Annotated in this window: 9 protein-coding genes and 1 pseudogene; 5 read left to right on the top strand and 5 right to left on the bottom strand. The window is 73.3% G+C overall.

Annotated elements, in window-relative coordinates:
- Positions 1-23 precede the first annotated feature (23 nt).
- Positions 24-977, top strand: a complete 954-nt coding sequence (locus ABZ714_RS10225; protein WP_358824719.1) for an oxidoreductase — start codon at positions 24-26, stop codon at positions 975-977.
- Between the two features lie 46 nt (positions 978-1,023).
- On the opposite strand, the gene ABZ714_RS10220 is transcribed toward ABZ714_RS10225, so the two are convergent.
- Complete coding sequence (locus tag ABZ714_RS10220) at positions 1,024-1,266, bottom strand: DUF397 domain-containing protein (RefSeq protein WP_358824718.1); 243 nt, start codon at positions 1,264-1,266, stop codon at positions 1,024-1,026.
- A pseudogene (locus tag ABZ714_RS10215) lies at positions 1,263-2,128 on the bottom strand (helix-turn-helix transcriptional regulator). The gene ABZ714_RS10220 and the pseudogene ABZ714_RS10215 overlap by 4 nt, the downstream one beginning before the upstream one ends.
- A gap of 166 nt (positions 2,129-2,294) precedes the next feature.
- Between ABZ714_RS10215 and ABZ714_RS10210 the strand changes: the two are divergent.
- Complete coding sequence (locus ABZ714_RS10210; RefSeq protein WP_358824717.1) at positions 2,295-2,759, top strand: ATP-binding protein; 465 nt, start codon at positions 2,295-2,297, stop codon at positions 2,757-2,759.
- Between the two features lie 28 nt (positions 2,760-2,787).
- On the opposite strand, the gene ABZ714_RS10205 is transcribed toward ABZ714_RS10210, so the two are convergent.
- Positions 2,788-3,129: a helix-turn-helix domain-containing protein gene (locus ABZ714_RS10205; RefSeq protein ID WP_358824716.1), complete on the bottom strand. Its 342-nt coding sequence runs from the start codon at positions 3,127-3,129 to the stop codon at positions 2,788-2,790.
- Positions 3,130-3,192: 63 nt separating this feature from the next.
- Here ABZ714_RS10205 and ABZ714_RS10200 point away from each other — a divergent pair, with 63 nt between their 5' ends.
- From ABZ714_RS10200 to ABZ714_RS10190, 3 genes are all read left to right on the top strand, one after another.
- Positions 3,193-4,041: an NmrA family NAD(P)-binding protein gene (locus tag ABZ714_RS10200; RefSeq protein WP_358824715.1), complete on the top strand. Its 849-nt coding sequence runs from the start codon at positions 3,193-3,195 to the stop codon at positions 4,039-4,041.
- Between the two features lie 633 nt (positions 4,042-4,674).
- Complete coding sequence (locus ABZ714_RS10195) at positions 4,675-7,005, top strand: hypothetical protein (protein ID WP_358824714.1); 2,331 nt, start codon at positions 4,675-4,677, stop codon at positions 7,003-7,005.
- Between the two features lie 62 nt (positions 7,006-7,067).
- On the top strand, positions 7,068-13,742 hold the full coding sequence (locus tag ABZ714_RS10190; RefSeq protein WP_358824713.1) for a hypothetical protein: 6,675 nt from the start codon (positions 7,068-7,070) through the stop codon (positions 13,740-13,742).
- A gap of 15 nt (positions 13,743-13,757) precedes the next feature.
- On the opposite strand, the gene ABZ714_RS10185 is transcribed toward ABZ714_RS10190, so the two are convergent.
- The gene (locus ABZ714_RS10185) at positions 13,758-14,738 is read right to left on the bottom strand and encodes an endonuclease/exonuclease/phosphatase family protein (RefSeq protein ID WP_358824712.1); all 981 of its coding nucleotides are present in this window, start codon (positions 14,736-14,738) and stop codon (positions 13,758-13,760) included.
- Positions 14,739-14,826: 88 nt separating this feature from the next.
- Positions 14,827-16,827 (bottom strand): amino acid transporter, encoded by a 2,001-nt coding sequence (locus tag ABZ714_RS10180; RefSeq protein WP_358824711.1) that lies wholly within the window; start codon positions 16,825-16,827, stop codon positions 14,827-14,829.
- Positions 16,828-16,838: the final 11 nt, after the last annotated feature.

The raw sequence follows: 16,838 nt of genomic DNA, 5'->3' as shown, positions 1-16,838 counted from the left end.
GTGCGTCGGGCACTTTTGACACCATGTCGAAGAAGGTGTGGACGGCGGAACCGATACCCGATCAGACCGGTCGCGTCGCCGTCGTCACCGGCGCCAGCAGCGGTCTCGGGCTCGCGACGGCGAAGGCGCTCGCAAAAAATGGTGCGAGTGTCGTTCTCGCGGTACGGAACAAGGAACGCGGCGAGCGCGCCCGAGCCGAGATAGCCGCCGGACTACCCGCCGGGGACCCGGCGGGCCGACTGCGGGTACGCATAGTCGACCTGGCCGATCTCGACTCCGTACGCACCTTCGCCGACGCGTTCCGCGAGGAGTGCGACCGGCTCGACATCCTGGTCAACAACGCGGGTCTGATGGCCCCGCCCCGGACCCTCAGCCCCCAGGGCCACGAGATCCAGTTCGCCACCAACCACCTGGGCCACTTCGCCCTGACCGGCCTGCTGTTCGACCTGCTGACCGGCGACGATCCACGCGTGGTGACCATCACCTCCGTCACCCACCACATGGGCCGGATCCACTGGGACGACCTCGACGGCGCCCGCTCGTACTCCCCGACCGGCTTCTATTACCAGTCCAAGCTCGCCAACGCGATCTTCGGTACGGAGCTGAACCGCCGTCTCGCCGCCGCCGCGAGCCCCGTCACCAGCGTGCTCGCCCATCCCGGCTATGCCGCGACGGCGCTGTTCTCGGCCGATCAGACCGGCCCGATGAAGGTCATCGGCCGCCTGGGCGACCTCGCCCGGCTCGGCCAGCCCGTCGCCCGGGGCGTCCTGCCCCAACTGCGCGCGGCCACCGGCCCGGACGTACGCGGCGGTGACTACCTCGGCCCCGACGGGCCCTTCGAGATCCGGGGCGCGGGCGTCCGCCGGGCCCGCCCCGCCAAGGCCGTGACCGACCCCGAGAACGGCCGCCGCCTCTGGGAGCTGTCCGAACGCCTGACGGGCGTCGCCTTCACGATCCCGAACACCCCCGGAGCGTGACGCCTACGGCTCCGGGGGGGGGGGCTCGATGCTCCAGTTGTACGGGTCAGCCGTGCGAGGCGTACCCGATGAACTGCGTCCAGGCGGTGGGCCCGACCGTGAAGTGGGGACGGGCGATGTCCTTGGAGTCGCGGACGTGCACGGCGGCGGTGGAGGCGTGGACCTCGATGCAGTTGTCGCCGTCAGGGCTGCTGTAGCTGGACTTGGACCAAGCGATCTCGATGCAGTCGTCGCCCTGTGCGCTGCTGTAGCTGGACTTGAACCAAGCCAGTCCAGGGGTGTCGCTCATAGTGCTCCTCGGATGCGCTCCAGCAGGCCCACGGATTCGAGGGGGCTGAGGGCCTGTGAGCGGAGTCTCGCATACCGCTGGTACAGCACGGCGACCTGTTTCGGATTGGAGATCAACCGCCCGCTTTCCTGTCCTTCGCAGTAGGCGAGGCGCCGTGCCTCAGGTGTTTCAAGCAAGCGGATGGGCCCCGCGAGGCAAGCGTGATGCTCACTGTTGGCAGGCATGATCTGAAGCGTCACGTTCCTGAGCTGAGTTGCCCTGAGGATGTGGTCGAACAGATCACGGGTGACGCTCAGTCCGCCGAACCTGCGCATCAAGACAGACTCTTCGATGATGAAGTCAAAGCTCGTGCTGGGGCGTTCGGTGAGGAGACGCTGACGTTCCAGGCGTCGCAGGACCGTGGCCTCCACGGCATCGTCCGCCAGTGGTGGCATGTCGTTCTCGCAGAGTGCCCGCATATAGCCCTCCGATTGCAGCAGTCCTGGGACGAGCCTGCACTCGTAGGAGCAGATACTGATGGCTGAACGTTCGAGCCGCGCCCACTGGCGGACCATGCCGCGATGCCTTGCTCGCCCCGGGACAGGTGCTTCGCCGACCGCCTCAGCGCCCCCGTGTTCCCCAGCACCTCCTCCGCCCGCTCCACGAAGGCGACGTCCGGCATCCTGCGCCCCAGTTCCACCGACTCCACCGTGTGTTTGGAGAAGCGGACCCTGTCGCCGAACTGTTCGCGGCTCAGCTCCGCGTGTTCCCGAAGGGCCTGGACTACTGCCCCGAACGTGCGCAGACTGTCCGACGGGTCGGGTTCCCGTTCCCAGTCGTCGCGGTCCGGTGTCCCTTCGGTGTCGCCGGTGTTTTCGGTCATTCGCGGCCACCTCCGTGGTGCGTGAGACTGCGCGGAGAGCCGCGCCGAACTCACCCAGCGTGACCGGATGTTGACCGTACCGTCTATAGAACAGCTCCGTACGGTGATTCCGCGTACGGAGCTAAGTGCTGGTCGCCGCAGGCATATGCGCGCCACCGTAGCCTCCATGAACACTTCTGCACCTGATCTCCCGGTCACCGTACGTGTGTTCGCGCAGCGGCTGATTTCCTCGCCGCGCGGGGCGCACCGGGCCCGGGCCCTGACGCGGGCCCACTTCCGGGCGTGGGAGATCGAGCACGACGCCGCCTACCGGGCGGAGCAGGTGGTCGCGGAGTTCGCGGCGAACGCGGTACGGCACGCCCGGGTCGCCGGGCGGGGCTTCAAGCTGGGGCTGAGTCTGGACCGGCTGGCGGGGATCGTCCGGGTCGAGATCACGGATCCGCGCGGGGAGCGGCTGCCCCGGGTGCCGATCGAGGGCTACGCCGGAGGGTTCGTGGACGGTTTCGCGGACGGCGAGGGCGAGACCGGGCGCGGGCTGCTGATGGTGGCGGTACTGGCGAGCCGCTGGGGATGGGAGCCGTACCCGCCCAGCGGAAAAACGGTCTGGGCCGAGATCGATCTCGGCCCGTGACACCGCCGGGTCTGTCGCCCCGCCCCGGCTATCCCGCGCCGACGCCCTCGGCGGTCTCCGCGACGGGTATCGCCATCGCCCAGGCGGCCATCGCGTCCAGCACCGTACGCAGCTCCTTGCCGAGCGGCGTCAGCTCGTACACCACGCGTGGCGGAACCTCCGCGTGGACCGTACGGGTCACGATTCCGTGGGTCTCGAACTGGCGGAGCCGGCTCGTCAGCGTATGAGGACTGATCCCCGGCAGGGACGAGCGCAGCTCCGTGAAGCGCTGCGGGCCCCTGAGCAGCTCTCGGACGATCAGGGTCGCCCACGGGCCGTCGAGCAGCGTGAGGAATCGGGCGACCCCGCAGCTCGGCAATGATGTGCTCATAGTGCGACGGTACGCCATTGGTGCAGTTGATGTAACCGGTGCATCGTATGCACCATTGGCCTCATGAACTATGTGATCCACGGCGCCACGGGCGCCCAGGGAGCCCCCGTCCTCGCCGCCGTCGCCGCCACCGGGCAGCCGGTGACGGCCGTCGTCCGGGACGCGGGCGCCGTACCGGAGGGCGTACGCGCCGTCACCGCCGACTACGCGTCGGCCGACCAGCTCGCCGCCGCCTACGAGGGCGCGGCCGGGGTCTTCGCCCATCTGCCGCTGGGCGCGCCCGACGACCGACTGACGTACGCGCGGCATATCGTCGCGGCGGTGGAGCGGGCCCGGCCCGGCCGGGTGGTGATCTCCACCAGCGGCTCCTTCGCCGAGGGGCCCGGTACGGATCCGGCGCTCGCGGAGCTGATCGCGGGCGTCGCGGCGAGCGGGCTCTCGTACGCCGTACTGGCGCCGAAGCTGTTCCTGGAGAACCTGCTGCTGCCGCCGGTCGTCGGCGGGGCCCGGTCGGAGGGCGTGCTGCGGTATCCCCTCGCGGACGGCTTCGACGTCTCGTGGTCGTCCCACCTGGACGTCGCCGACGCCGCCGCCGCGCTGCTGGTGGACCGTACGGATGTCACCGGCACGGTCACCGTGGGTCAGTACCCGGCGATCACCGGGGCGGCTCTCGCGGAGGCGTTCGGGGCCCGTTTCGGGCGGGACGTGACGTACGAGGGCATCACCCCGGACGCCTTCGCCGAACTGATCACCCCGCTGCTCGGGGCGCCGACTGCCGCCGGGGTGGCCGGGCTCTACCGGGCCATCGGCACCCTGCCCGACCATGCCATCACGCCCGAGAACTCGGCCCAGGAGCTGCTCGGGCTGAAGCCCCGGACCACGGGGGAGTGGCTGGCCGACCTCGGCGTGTGACCCCGCGCGGCCGGGCCTGTCCTATCGGGCCCGGCTCCGCCCGGCTCGGGGCGAGGAACGAGGAACCAGGGCGCGGACCCGTCGCGGCGGGAGCGCGCCGAAGAGCTGCTGTCCCCGGGCCGACTGGCTTGGGCGGGCGGCGCGGGGGCGCAGGGCGGCGTGAATGATTCGCGCTGCCGCTCCCGGCCGGGGATTGCGGCAGTACGCGGTCTCGGCGAGGCCGGACCAACTGGTTCGGGGGCCGTGGGCACGGCAGGGTCGGGGGCGGCCCCCTCCGCAGGGAGCCGGCCATCCTTCTCGGCCCGTACCGCTTCCCATCGCCCTGCCCCGTCTCCCGCGTCGCGCGACGAATTCACTGCTCGGTCTCCATGCGGAATCTAGACCATAAATCGATCTCCGCCGAAGAGTTCCGGGAAACTCCCCGGAAAGGCGACAGCCGGACCGTGCCCGTACTGATGTGCGATTGCGGCGGGTTATCAGCCTGATCCTGCCGACCCTGCCGGGGTGGCGCGACCGGATCCCGTCGAAGCCGCCCACGGGCGATCCGAAAGGCGTAGCGTCGACCGCCCCCACCTGAACGCGATCGACATCCCGGGCTCTCTGCCTGGTGATTCCTGCGAGGGGAGACGGAATATGACGATGGCTCATGCCCGTGGTGGAATCGGAACCACCCCCTTCGGCGCGAGCCCCGACAGAAGAACCGCGAGACATTTCGACTCGACCGGCCCCGCGGGGCGGTCCGTCCTCACCCCCGGCATGGCGAACGGCCCCCACGCGGTGGACCCCACCGAACTCGCCGCACTGCGCCGGTATCTGGAACGCGTGGTCGAGACCCGGCCGGGGCCCGTCCACACCACCGTCGCCTTCAACGCGGCCTGCCTCGGCTACGACACCACGGGCGACGGCTACGGGGGCTGCGCCCTCGACATCGACGCCTTCCCCTCCGTCACCTGCGACGGAACAGGGGCCGCCGTACTGCCCGTCGGCGCCTTCGTCCGGGTCGAGACCGGCTCCGAACCCCTCTACGCGGAGATCGTCTACCGCGAGGGCGCGTTACCGGGCGGAGCCGTACCGGGCGGCGTTTCCGTGGGGGGCACGGACGGAACCGGCGAGCGCGCCGGCGGTGACGGCACACCGTCCGTACGGCCCGAACTGCTGGTACCCGACTTCACGGCCTTCGGCTCCGGCCTCCAGGTGGAGACCCGCAAGACCGACCGGCTCCGGGCCCACCGCAAATGGCTCACCGAGGACGGCCACATCCGGTACGCCGTCCGGTCCGCCCCGGGCGCGCCGGCCGCCGCGCGCGGCGAGACGGAGCACTTCGTCGCCCACCTCCTCGGCCCCGGCCGGGACGGCCGCCTCGGCCCGGCCGTCCCCGCCCCCCTGGCCCGGCTGGCGGGCGACGACGACCCGCGACGGCTCCGCGCCGTCCTCCACGGGCTGCTCGGCACCGTCGCCCACGCCCTCGCCACCAGCGACTCCGTCCGCCTGTGGAACGGCTACGCCCTCAGCCGGACCAAGGTCGCCGAAGGGCTGCTCCGGGACGGCCCGCTGGGCCGGTCCGATCTGGGGACCCTCGCCAACTCCCTCGTACGCGGCTGCGTTCCGTCCGGACACCGGCGCCACGGCCGGACCGGACCGAAGACCGTCCATACCGCCGTCGGCCCCTGGCTGCGGTCCGTCGCGGGCGCGGAAGGCCAGCTCGGCGGGGTCGGCTACGCGGTCGCCGTCTGCCGGACCAATCTGGCGATGGGCGACGTCGTCCGCGACACCGACCGGGGTCTCTTTCCCGAGACCGGGGTACGGGTCGCCCTGGCGGACGCCTTCGAGAGCGGCGGGATCTGGCGCTCCCACCACCCGGGCGTCGCCGAACAGGACCGCGCGGCGGCCGGTGTCGGTGCCGCCGCCTCGTACGAAGGGGCGCGGCTCGGCGGGCCCCGGGTGACGGGCGACGACCCCCGCTCCGTCCGCTGGACCTTCGCCCTCGGGCCCGGCGCCCTGCGCGCGTCCCGGGCGCCCCTGCCCGCCGCCGTCGCCGAGGAGCTGCGCGCGCTCGGCACCGTGAACCGGTTCACGGTGCTGGAGTTCACCCATGACGGAGAGCCGGACCCTGAACCTGACCGGCGGGTCCGGGTCGCCCCCGACCGGGACGGTGTCCCGGGTCTCGCCGGGGTGCGGTGGCCCGACGGCAGTTGTCCCGGTCTGCTGATCGACGCGGAGTGGATCCGGGGGAGTACCCGGCTGACGATGCGCACGACACTCCTGGAGACGCCGGTCACGGTCGACGGAATGATCCTGCGCCACCGGTACGACCCCCGCGTCCTGACCCGGTACGGACCGTACGACCCCCGACCCGGACCCCGTTCCTGTCCCGGCCGGGCCGAACCCGGGCCGCCCGTACTCGTCCTCCGAGCCGTACGGCGCTGCGGACTGCTGACCGAGGACGGCCACGCCCTGCTCGACCGGGCGGCCCTGCCGCGCGCCGTCCACCTGCTCGAACTCGACACCGCGCCCGACCCCGGCCCCGGCGGACGGCGGACCGGAGGCGACCGCCGGGGCGGCCGGATCACCGCCGCCGAACTCGACCGCGCGGCGGGGGAGCTGATCGGGAACGGGTTCCTCTACGCGGCCGTCGGCAGCCGGGGCGCGGACGGCGATCCGTACTACCCGGCCCGGCCCTCGGAACCGCCGATACCGCTCGTGGGCTACGACCCCGACCCCCGGCCCGTCACCGCACCCGGAGCCGAGTCCGCCGAAGGCGACGAAACGGCCGCGCCGACCGGTACCGGTGCGGCGACGCCTCATCTCGTCAGCGCCTTCGTCCGCCGACTGCCCCGGGGCAGCGCGCCCTCCGCGCGCCAGCAGGAGGCGTACCGCGCGTACTGCCGGGAGGTCGGCAAGGCGGACGGCACCGACCTGCCGCCCGGCCGGACGTTCGTCGGCCCCCACTACCGGGGCCGTTGACGCCACCGGCGCGCCTCACGGAACGACGACGCGACGGACGACAGAAACGGATGAACCGAAGGATGACGGCTGAGCCGACCACGGCCACGATCACACCCCTGATGGTGATGACCACCCCGCATGCCGACCTCTATGCCGCGCTGCGCGCGCTCGGGGAGATGATCCCGCTCACGCTGGGGGAGATCACGGCGGGTGAGACCGAACTCGTTCTCAATCTGCTCGCCCAGCGGGAACGGCGGGTGATCTTGCAGAACCTGAAGTTCCGGAAGGTCGAGCCGCGCCGGTTCGGCCGGGTCCTGAGCGAGCAGGTGCTCAAGCGCGTCCAGCGGCTCGAACCGGCCCGGGAACAGGCCGAGGCCGCCCGCTGGCTGACCCAGCGGATCCGGCAGGAGATCGAGGAAGCGGCGGCGGGCGGCGACGGACAGCACCCGCCCGGTGATCCCGTCGAACGGTGGGGGGTACGGCTCGCCAGGCTCACCCTCTTCGCCTGGGCCGACGGCTCGCGGCAGACCGCGCGGGCCGTGCTCTGGGCGGCGGACCGCGACTGGCTCGGCGTCCGCGCCGAACCGGAGGCGCTGGAAGCGGTCCGGGCCGCCGCCGAGCGCGTCGCCGAGACCTCCGGCGACGAGCCCGGGTTCGCCTGCCCGCACGCGGCGGCGGGCTCGTTGGCGGGCCCGCCGGATTACGCGGTGGCCGCCGTGCCGGGGCGGCCCGGAGACGCGGCGGGGGAGCGGCCCGAGGAGCCGGAGAACTTGCCGGACCCGCCGGACCTGCCGTGCCCCCCGGACCCCGGGCGCTCCGCCGTCTCGGGCCGGGAACAGGATCTCGCCGAACTGGCCGCCCGGACCGACGTACTGACGACCGCCGTGCCGGAGGCGTCGGCCGCCGCCGAACGGATCCGTACCGCCCTCGCCGACGGCCGGCCGCCCGCCGGGCCCGATCTCGCCCTGCTGGCCCGGGTGAACCCGGCCTTCGACGGGGTCGTGGAAACCCTCGCCGCCCTCGGCGCCACCGGGGTACCCGCCCGGCTCGACGACATCGTCCGGGCGGTCGCGGACCATTGCGCGGCCGTCCGGCGCGACGCGGAGACACGTACGGCACTGGCCGCCGTCGCCGCCTTCACCTGCCCCCGGGGAGGACCGGTCGCCGACGTCCTCGAACCGGCCGTGGCACGGGCCGCCGCCCTGCTCGCCGAGGACGACTGGTCCGAAGCCGACCACGCGGCGGCCGAGGCCCTGACCCTCATCGGGGCCCTGGTACGGGCCGGAGCCGACGGCGGCACACCCGCCGAGATCCAGGAGCTCCAGCGGCGGCTGACCCGGGCCCATCCGCCGTACGCGGTGGTGGCCGTCTTCCACGACCAGATCGCCCCCGGAACCGGTACGGCCGTTCCGGCCCGACTCCCCGCCCGAGGCGGCCGGGACGAGTCGGCCGAACCATCCGAGAGTCCGCCTTCACCGCCCGCCCCGGACCGGCCGGGCGACGGGTGTACGGGCGGCACCGGGGCCGTGACTCCCGCCACCGCGCCCGGCGACCCCCGCCGGAGGCGCCGGAAGACGGCGACCCGCAGCGCCGAAGAGCCGGACCACCGGCCCGGCCGTGCCGACGAGTCCACCGGTCCGGCCGGATCCGAAGCCGCCGGGGCGCCGTCCCGCAGCGGCGCCGGGCGGGATCACCCGCCCGCGCCGGCGACCGGCGGCCCGGCCGGTTCCGGTGGGACCCCGTGCCGCACCGGCGACGCGTCGGCCCCGGCTGCGAACGGCCGTGCCGTCTCCCCTCGGTCGCCGGACGCCACCGGAACCGGCGGGGGTGTGATCCGTAGCGGCACCGAGTCGGCCGCACCCTCGGGGCCCGGACGTGTCCCGGAGTCCGGGTCCGCCGAACCGCCCACGGCTGTCAGCCGGGGCGGCCCGCTCCCGCCCGGTTCCGGCCGGGGCCCGGGGCGTACCGATGACGTTCCGGAAGTCCCGCCGCCCGGCCCGGCCCTGCCCAGCCGGTCCGGGGACGGAGCCGGGCCCGTAGCCGAGTGCCTCCCCCGGCCCGGGGCCGGAACGAAGCTGATCGCCACCCTGTCGGCCGAGTCCCTGTCCGACCCCGGCCCGGGTGTCGGGATCCCGCCCGGCCCCGCCGTGTCCCGGCCCCCCTCCACCCCCGCCGGAGGCGAGACCGGGCCCGGGTCCGTCGAGATCGGGCTCGTGCTCGCGCGGCTCGTCGTGGAGGAGCGGTACGGGCTCGCGGCACGGCTCTCCGCCGCCGCGCGGCGGCGGCCCTCGGAGGTCGCCGCGTTACGGCTCGCCGGGCTCGGGGGCGTACTGCGGAACCGGTCCGACTCCGCCGCCGACGCGATCGCGGAGCTGCTCAGGGACGGCGATGTCCTGGCGGCGCCCGATAACAACAGCCCGGACGGTCCGGACGGCCCCGACAGCTCCGAGGCCGACGTCTCGCCGCTGCTCGTGCTGCCCGCCCTGGTGAACGCCGCCGTCGTGACCGGTGAACCCGTCGTCGGCGCCCAGCTCAAGGCACTCGCGCAGCGGCTCTCCGGGGCGCTCGCCGAAGTCGCCGCCGAACTCGCCGAACCGGCGCTCACCGGGGCCCTGCTGATCGCCCCGCTCGATGCCGTCGGCGCCGATGTCTCCGGGCAGGAACAACGCCTGGAGGAGGCCGTCGAGGCATGCCGTACGGCGCTCGCCGTACCCCGGATGCGGTTCCAGCGGGCCACCCAGATGGCCCGTCGGCTGCTCGCGCCCACCGGAGAGTTCGGACGGGTGCTCGGGGCCGTCGTCAACGGCGCCCCCGAAGCCGCCGAACACGCCGACGACCTGCTCGAAGGGCTCGGACGCCCCGCACAGATCGAGGCCGCCGTCGACCGGATGGACGGCGAGCTGCGCAGTCCCGGCGGCCGGACCATCCAGGGCGCGGCCAGGGCCGACGTACGGCAGTTCATGGAACGTGTCCGGGACGCCGTACGGCGCTGGCGCGCGGCCGAACGCGAGACGCGGACCCGCGAATCCGCCGGGAACGCCTGGGCCTACGAAGCCGTCGCCGGGCTGCGGCGGCGGATGCTCGGTCTGCGCGACCGGATCACCGACGACCTCGCCGCCCAGGAACGGCGGACCGCCGACCCCCTGACCAGGGCCGCCGCCAACCGGGCCGCCGTCGTCTTCACCCGCGTCCTGGACGAGCTGGCCGAACCCGGCCGCAAGCCGCCGCACCCGCCCACCGGCACGGAAGCCGACGCCGGAGCCGTACTCGACGCCGAACTGCTGAAGGTCCCGCCGAGGACCGGCCCGGCCGGGACCGGGGCGGGCGCGCCCACCGTCGCCGAACTCCTCACCGCCGTCGACACCTCCTGGGACCGGGCCGTCGAACTCCTGCTCTCCCGGGACGGGTTCACCGCCGTCCACACCGTCCTCCGGCTCGCCGACGCCGGAGCGCTGCCCGCCGCGCACGGACTGACCCCGGCCGTCGCCGACCGGCCCCGGATCGAACGCCGCGAACACGAACGCCGTACGGCACTCGCCGCGATCGCCGCCCGGCAGGCCGCCGACCTGCGCCGGGCCCAGGCCGACGGCGCCCTCACCGTCGAACAGGACGTGGGACTCCAGGAACTCCTCGCCGACGCGGCACCCGCCACGCCCGCCGGGGAGGCCCGCGAACCCGCCGCCATCCGGCGCAACCTGGACCGGGTCGCCGAACTGCTGCCCCGCTACCGCGCCGAGGCCGCCGACCGGCTGCGGGCCCGGCTCGACGGGCTCACCGGCGTCGGCGCCGCCGACCGCGACCACATCCGCCGCCATCTCGACGCCGACAGCCTCGCCACCGCCGCCGAACTCCTCTACTACCTCGAACTCGGCGAACCCGTGCCCGAGATCCGGTCCGAGGAATCCCATCTGGAGGTGTTCTACCCGGCCGTACCCGACGGGCTGCCCGGCGGCATCACCGAACAGCTCGTGACCACCGTCCGCACCGGCGGCAGGCACCGGTCCGTCGCCGCACTCGACTACACCGCCCTCTCCACCGAGGAAGCCGCCCGGGCCGCCGCCGCCCTCGGCCGCTGGCGGAAGCTCGCCACCACCAAGGACCGGGGCCGGATCAACCCCCGCGAGGACCTGAGCCCCGCCCTCGGCCTCCTCGGCTACGAATCCAAGGGCATCCGCCCCCTGGACGGGCTGCCGCGCGGCAAGGACTACAAGTTCTTCGACATCGTCGACGTCCAGGTCACCGGACGCGCCTGGGCACCCGCCTTCGGCTCCGGTCTCGCCGCCCGGGGCGACAAACTGCGGGCCCTGCTCATCTGGGGCAGGCCCGCCGCCGATCTGCTGCTCAGCCGGATCCGGCAGGACCCGAGCGACGCCAGCCTCCTCGTCGTCCACTTCGGCACCCTCGACAGCCGGACCAGGGCCGAACTCGCCGCCCGCTCCCGGGACACCGCCAAACCCGTCGTCGTCGTGGACGACGCGGCACTCGCCTACCTCGCGGCCCGGGGCAACCGGCGGGTCGACGCCGCCACCGAGACCCTGCTGCCGTTCTCCGCCGTGAACCCGTACATCAAGGAGAAACGCGGCCAGATCGGCCGGGAGATGTTCTACGGGCGCGACCGCGAACGGAAGAGCATCATCGACCCGGCGGGCACCCAGATCCTCTACGGCGGCCGGGGCCTCGGGAAGTCGGCGCTCCTCGCCGACGCGGGCGACCACTTCGAACGGCAGCTCCCCGGCTGCCACCGCACCCTCCACCTCAACCTCGACAAGATCGGCATCGGGAAGGCCACGGCCCTCGGCGCCGCCGCGATCTGGACCACCCTCGACCGGGAACTCACCCGGATGGAGGTACTGGACGAGCCCCGGCGGCGCGGCCCCCGGCGCGAGGCGTGGGAACGCGTCACCGAAGGCGTCCAGGGCTGGCTCGACCGGGACCCCGAACGCCGGCTGCTGATCCTGCTCGACGAATGCGATCTCTTCTTCGAGGCCGACGTCCCCGAATGCATCGAGACCCGGCGGCTGCGCGGCCTCGGCGAGGACTCCCGGGGCCGGGCCAAGGTCGTCTTCGCCGGACTCCACTCCGTCCAGCGCTTCACCCGGCTCGCCCGCAACGGGCCCTTCGGGCACCTCGCCCAGACCCCCGCCGTCGTCGGACCGCTCTCCCCGCAGTTCGCCGCCGATCTGCTGGTCCATCCGCTGCGCGCCCTCGGCTTCGAGTTCGCCGACGCCGACCTGGTCAACCGGGTCCTCGGCTTCTGCTCGTACCAGCCCTTCCTGCTCCAGATCTTCGGCAGTCGGCTGGTCGAGGGCATGCAGCGCAAACGGGCCCGGCGGGCGGCGGCCGGACCGCCGTACGCCATCGACGCCGCCGACGTCGACGCCGTCGAACAGGACGCGTCCCTGCGCTCCGACATCACGGCCGCCTTCAAGGAGACCCTCGAACTCGACCACCGCTATCTCGTCGTCGCCAACGTCCTCGCCCGGCACGCCCGGGAAAGCGGCCTGGAGACCCGGCTCAGCGACCACGAACTCCGCGACGAATGCGGCCAGTGGTGGCGGGAGGGATTCGAACGCCTCGACAGCGAGGGCTTCCGCGCCTACCTCCTCGAAATGGTCGGCCTCGGCGTCCTCGCCCCCAACAACGACGGCCGGGGATGGCATCTCCGCGGCCCCAACGCCCTGCGGATGATCGGTACGGCCCAGGAGATCGAGGCCCGGCTCGAAGGCGCCGAACGGGACTGCCGGCTGGAGGAGACCCTGGTCCGGGAGAGCCGCCCCGACCTGGCCGACGGCCGGTCCGCGCCACTGACCGTCGACCAGATCGACTACCTCCTCGGCGACGGCGGCAACCAGGTACGGGTCGTCCTCGGCAGCCCGGCCACCGGCGTCGGCGACGTCGTCCGCACCCTGCGCGGCGCGACCGGCCGGATCGAGGGCTGGACGGCGCCCGAGATCGGCAGCGCCCACGCCTACCGGGAGGCGCTGGCCGACGGCGTCCGGGGAGAACGGCGGCTCGTGGTCAGCGACCTGACCGGGAAACGGGCCAAACCGTGCCGCGAATCGCTCGCCATGGCCCGGACGACGGCCCCCGACCGGCCCGACGCCACCCGGTCCGTGGTGCTCGTATCGGGCACCCGGCAGCTCGCCTTCTGGCGGGAGCTGCTGACCGGGGACCGGACGGCGGACGGCGACGGCACCGTCGTCACCCTGCGGCGGTACGACGCCGGGGCGCTCAAGGACTGGAGCAGACGGCAGAGCTTCTGCGAGACGGACGACCGGCTCGCCCGGCTCGCCGAACTCACCGGCGGCTGGCCGCTGCTGCTCGACCGGGCCCTGGAACTGCGGCGGAACGGGCACGACCAGGACACCGTCCTCGGCGAACTGGCCCGGACCACGGCCCGGGAGGACGGCGCCGGGGAACTCGCCGAGGCGACCGGGATCCTGCGGGACGAGGCGGTGTACGCGGGATACCGGATGGTCGTCGCCCAACTCGGCACCGGCTGGAACCGGCGGGACGACGTCGGGGCGGCGGTCGAACTGGCCGTCGGGTCCGGCGGGGACGCGCGATGGGTCCTGGTCTGTCTGGAGACCCTTCAGGTCTTCGACCGGGACGGCGGCGACCGGCTGCGGGTGGAATCCGTACTGCACCGGGCCCTGGAGGCGCTGGAACTGTCGCGATCCGTACCGGATGCGGATGCGGATGCGGATGCGGGTGCGGAGTCCGGGGTCGAGGTCGAGGTCGAGGCGGACGCCTGAGCCGGGCGCCCCGGTTCAGAACCGGATCCCCGCCAGGACCGGGAGATGGTCGCTCCCGGTCCTGCCCAGGGCCCGGACATGGGTGACCCGGGCCTTCCTCGCCAGCACCTGATCGATCCTGGCCAGCGGCCGGGCCGCGGGCCACGAGAACGCGAACGCGCCGTCGGGGGCGTGCAGCTGGGACGTCAGCGGGGTCAGCCCCCGGTCGCCGACCGTGGAGTTGAGATCGCCGAGCAGCAGTACCCGCTCCGTCTCCTCGGCCTCGATCGCGGTGCCCAGATAGCGGGCGGACTCGTCCCGGCGCGCGGTCCCGAACCCGGAGAGGGGCGAGAGCCGTACGGACGGCAGATGGGCCACGTACACCGCGATCTCGCCCCACGGGGTGTGGGCCGTCGCCCGCAGCCCGCGCCGCCAGTCGGCCGGGACGTCCTCGGGGCGGATGTCGACCGGGCGGACATCGGTCAGCCGGTGGCGGGAGAACAGGGCGACCGTGCCGTCCGCCGCGAAATGCGGATACGCCGGATCCAGCTCCCTCCGGTAGGCCGGCAGCGCCCCGGGCGTGACCTCCTCCAGGGCGATCACATCGGCCTTCGCCGCCAGCAGCTTCCGGGCCGTGCCCGCCGGATCAGGGTTGACATCGCTCACATTGTGCTGAAGTGCCGTCAGGTCGTGCCGTCCGGCGTCCGCCGTGAGGGTGCCGCCGTGCACCACCAGCCAGGCCACCCCCGGCGCCGCGCAGACGCCGAGCGCGAGGGCCGACCGCCGCCAGACCGCTGCGGCCGCCAGCGGGACGGCCGCGAGCGGCAGCCACGGCTGGAAGGTCTCCAGCAGACTGCCCAGCCGGGGCCCGGCGTTCGGGACCAGCCCCGGACCGGCGGAGAGCAGGGTGACCACGGCCACCAGACCGATCACCACCCGCTCCCGGCGCCACTGCCCACCTCTCAGCCACCGCCGCGGGGGCCCCTCCGGGGATGGGGATCCGGCGTCGCGTCTCATGCGCCTCTCCTGTCACGGGTGTCCTGCCTCCCGTGAACGACGCGCGGGCCGGGCGGGCAGTTCCGCCCGGTCCGGGCCGCCGGGCCCGTCAGCCCACGTGGATCCGGGGGCGGCGGGCCGGGTCCGGTTCGGCGCGGCGCAGGACCTCGCGGGTGACCGGGGCCGTCTCGCCCTCGCCGAAGACCAGGAACTGGAGGAGATGGCTCACCGGATGGCCCTCCGTCCAGGTGAAATAGGCGTGCGGGACCTCGCCGGTGTCGTCGCGGATCCGCATCAGGACCGCCGCGATGGTGTTGGGGACCGTGGGGCCCGTGACCCGCAGCCGTCGTACGCCGTACTTCTCGGAGCCGTGGACGGCGAGGTCCTCGGTGAAGTCGGACGAGTCCCGGACCACGACCTCCAGAAAGAGGACCGGGCGCTTGCCCGGGATATGGGTCTCCTCGCGTTTGCGGTACTCCTTGGCCCGGTACTCGGCCTTGGTGTGCTCGGTCGGGTCGCTGGCGATGATCCGGACCGGGCCCTTCGCCGCCGCCTCCCGGACGAACCGTTCGGCCGTGCCGTCGAAGACGACGTCCGCCGCGCGCAGCTCGAACGCCCGGTGGATCCGGGAGGCGAAGGAGGTGATCAGGATCGCCAGGATGAAGAGGGTCGCGATCTTGATGCCGTCGGGGCGCTCGATGACATTGGCGACCGTGGTGTAGACGAAGACGGCCGTGATGGCGCCGAAGCCGATGGTCGCCGGGCGGTGACCGGCCTGATGGGCGAAGACGGTGACCGCGAGGGCGGCCGAGAGCATCAGGACGAGGACCCCGGTGGCGTAGGCGCCGCTCTGCTTGTCGACATTCGCGTCGAAGTAGACGGTGATACCGACCGCGATCGCCATGAAGACCAGGACGAGCGGACGGACCGCCCTGGTCCATTCGGGTGCCATGCCGTAGCGGGGGAGGAACCGGGGGACCAGGTTCAGCAGCCCGGCCAGGGCCGAGGCGCCCGCGAACCAGAGGATGCAGATCGTGGAGACGTCGTAGACCGTGCCGAAGACCTCGCCGAGCTCCTGATGGGCCAGATAGGCGAGGGCACGGCCGTTCGCCGGGCCCCCGGGGGCGAACTCCGCCTCCGGGATCAGCGTCACCGTGGTCAGGCTGGAGAGCAGCAGAAAGCAGCTCATGATCAGCGCCGCCGTGGTGAGCAGCTTGCGGGTGTCCCGGATCCGCCCCGCCGGATTCTCGTACGTATCGGATGGATCACCCTTGATCTGCGGCATCACCGCCACCCCGGTCTCGAAGCCGGACATGCCCAGGGCCAGCTTCGGGAAGACGATCAGCGCCACGCCGACCATCGCCAGGGACGAGGAGTGCTCGCCGAGCATGGCGTCCCACCAGTCGCCGACCACGAACGGCTCGGACAGGATCCGCCGGGCCGAGGCGGCGAGCACCACCAGGTTCACCAGCAGGAAGACGGCGACCAGGGGGACCGCGACCCCGATGGCCTCCCGGAAGCCCTTGAGGAAGACCGCGCCGAGCAGCCCGATCAGGAAGAGGGTGATCCACAGGTTCTCGCCGTGCAGCCAGCCGGGAGCGTAGGGGTTCTCGACGATATGCGCGGAGGCGTCGGCGGCCGAAAGGGTGATGGTGATGATGAAGTCGGTGGCCGCGAACCCCAGCAGCACCAGGACCAGCAGCTTCCCCGTCCACCACGGCAGCATCCGCTCCAGCATGGCGATGGAGCCCTCGCCGTGCGGTGAGCGCCGGGCCACCCGGCGGTAGACCGGCAGCGCGCCGAAGAGGGTGAGGGCGATCAGGACCAGGGTCGCCAGCGGGGCGACCAGACCGGCGGCGAGTACCGCGATCCCGGGGGCGTAGCCGAGGCTGGAGAAGTAGTCGACACCGGTCAGGCACATCACCCGGTACCAGCGGTGGCCCTTCGCCTCGGCTGGCGGTCTGCCGTGCGGCCCGGGGTGGCGGGCGGTCTGCTCGCTCAGGCCCTCCAGCAGCCAGGCGCGGCAGCGGGCGGCGGCCGTACCGCCACGCGGGGGAGCGGATTCCGGGGCGGCGGCGGCCGGCCGCGAACCACTCGTCCGCCCACTCATCCGCCCTCCTC

The sequence above is a fragment of the Streptomyces sp. NPDC006798 genome (assembly GCF_040635975.1).
Lineage (GTDB): Bacteria > Actinomycetota > Actinomycetes > Streptomycetales > Streptomycetaceae > Streptomyces.
Note: the sequence above shows the minus strand (reverse complement) of the source record. Positions and strands in the feature narration are given on the sequence as shown.